Here is a 2,201-nt window from a genome sequence, read left to right on the forward strand (position 1 = left end):
ACTGGTCTATTCCTCGCACTCCTGGATCAGTTTCATCTTCCCACCAGCCATCACCGCTTCCGAGCGCGACGTACGACTGAGCATAGCCGATCGGTTCCTCGCCCAGCATTGCGATGTACGGTGTTACGGACTCTTCCGCCATCGCTCTGGGCAGGTAGTGTTCCAGCACTTCATCAAGAGTCGGTCGCTCTTCGTCACCACCCCACCACTCAACGATGTGCGGCCGGTTGAGCCAATCATGGAGCATCGGCAGGTCGCGCTCGGTCATGAGGCGAAGAGTTATGGGGGGGGTGCTCGCGGCCTTGCGGCCCATGGCTCGCTGCTGTTCGGCAAAGCGGGCCTGTCGTATAGCGTTAGGGGTGGCCAGCAGGTTGCCGGTACGCTTGTCGTGTTGGTCTTTCATATTTCCTCCGCATTAGAGCTAACACCATAACAGGCATTAGCTCTAATGCAAGTGTTTTATCCTAATGTCGGCCCTCGGTACTGCTGTTTCTCGGCCTGCTTCGCCAGCTCGGCGCGGGCCTCCTGCACCTGCGGCAGCTCCATCACCTTCTGCACCGTACGCTTGATGTAATCGGCCTCATGGCCCGTCTTGCGCTCCATGATGGCGGGGCTGGCCTCGGCCATGGCCTTGCCGATCTCGTCCGGCTCCCGGCCCTTGCTGGCCAGCTTCATGGCCGCGATAAAGTCGCACTTGCTGAGGTCGTCACCGTACCGCTTGACCAGCCCGGCCATTTCGCTGCGGTAACACCTGAGTTAAGCCGCGCCGCGAAGCGGCGTCGGCTTGGACGAATTGTTAGGCCGCATATCGCGACCTGAAAGCGGCACGCAAGACCTCAACCTTTTCCGCCCCGAGTGAGGTGCATGCGAGCCTGTAGGACTCTATGTGCTTTGTAGGCCAGTCCACTGGTGGTACTTCATCGGCATAGTAAAAGTAATCCCAGATGATCGCCTCCCAGCTGTTACAACGGACTGGCCGCCCGGCGATGACGCCCTCAGCCGCCTCTGGGCACGAGCCCTGCGGAGCCTCCGCGATTTCATACGCTTCGTCTGCCCACCAAGCAGGTTCGCAGTCAAGTAACTCATCCCCGATCTCCGCTAAGAATCCATAGTCCAACTCCTCCATGACGCGCCCGCCGAGCATTTCAACTATTGCCTCGAGCTCGCCGCGCCTCTCGCCGGGAAACGTCAGATCAATATCATCGTGCTTGCGTGTTACACGCCCTAGCCGTGCATCGATCGCCCAGCCCCCACCGATCCAGAGCGGCAGATTTCGCTCATCTGCCGCAGCTAGAATTTTGTGTATCAATGTGACCTGCGTTGTGTCCATGCGGCCTAACGGTTTGGGCTATGGGCAGTGGCGGTTTGCGTGAGCCTTTCCTGTCAAACCGAGAAAACGCTCGGGCGGGCTACCGACTTTGCAAATTGCACTTCAACCCGCCATTGCCTATGAGCCAGTGTTAGCGGTAGTTTTTTATTTATTCAAATAGTAATCCCACGTTATTTTTGCAATGTCTGAAATAATCTTTTCATTAATTTCCGAAGTTTCTTTGGACTCTGCAACAAATACGCTTATAAAAATTAATTGTCCATTCGGTAAAGTAATTACCCCAACATCATTAGTGGCTGCTGCAATTCCATTATTTATTCCGGAAGTCCCTGTTTTATGAGCAACAATTGTATTCTTTGGTAATTGTCCTTTTAATCGGTTACTTCCTGTTGTTGTTTCTCTCATAATTTTCCAAATAAAATCATAACTTTTTTTAGAAAGTAATTGGTTCTTATTATTATAAGTATCTATTAACAGTTTGTTCATCGCTGTTGGGGTTGCCCAATTTTGATATTGGGTATTCCAATCCTTGTGCATTTGTTCTTCGTTTGCTTTGATTGAAATATCAGTGAAATGATTAGCATTCAAGAATTTTTGAACAGAATCAGTTCCTCCGATTAATTTTAGCAAAATATCACAACCAATATTGTCGCTCTCTGATACTGTATAATTTAGTATTTGTTCAATCGTCAAAGTTGTTCCATTAGGGAATTCCTCTTTAATCGGACTCCACATTTTAGGCAAAAGGTCTTGAGGGGTAATCTCTATTTTTTGTTCAAAAGAAAGATTCCCTTTATCTATCTCAGACAAAACGGCTAAAGCAATCGGAAATTTCATAACGCTTTGCATCGGGCAATGGAAGTCGTTATTA

At 50.2% G+C, this 2,201-nt stretch carries 4 protein-coding genes; all 4 read right to left on the reverse strand.

Features of this window, described 5'->3' with window-relative positions; translation table 11 throughout:
* A partial coding sequence (locus R8N49_RS24420; RefSeq protein ID WP_318190137.1) for a GNAT family N-acetyltransferase occupies positions 1–313 on the reverse strand: 313 nt, incomplete at its 3' end.
* 146 nt (positions 314–459) lie between these two features.
* Entirely contained in the window at positions 460–735 is a 276-nt protein-coding gene (locus tag R8N49_RS24425; RefSeq protein ID WP_223847821.1) for a hypothetical protein, read from the reverse strand.
* 61 nt (positions 736–796) lie between these two features.
* Positions 797–1,330, reverse strand: a complete 534-nt coding sequence (aadB, locus tag R8N49_RS24430) for an aminoglycoside nucleotidyltransferase ANT(2'')-Ia (RefSeq protein WP_000381802.1) — start codon at positions 1,328–1,330, stop codon at positions 797–799.
* A 144-nt stretch (positions 1,331–1,474) separates the two neighbouring features.
* The coding region (gene bla, locus R8N49_RS24435; protein WP_318190136.1) for a class A beta-lactamase, subclass A2 at positions 1,475–2,201 on the reverse strand (727 nt) is incomplete at its 5' end.

The organism is Vibrio sp. 1978 (genome assembly GCF_033344345.1).

Bases quoted from the DNA above. Each gene is read 5' to 3' on its own strand.
- R8N49_RS24425 (WP_223847821.1), bottom strand. From the start codon at position 735: ATGGCCGGGCTGGTCAAGCGGTACGGTGACGACCTCAGCAAGTGCGAC.
- aadB (WP_000381802.1), bottom strand. From the start codon at position 1,330: ATGGACACAACGCAGGTCACATTGATACACAAAATTCTAGCTGCGGCA.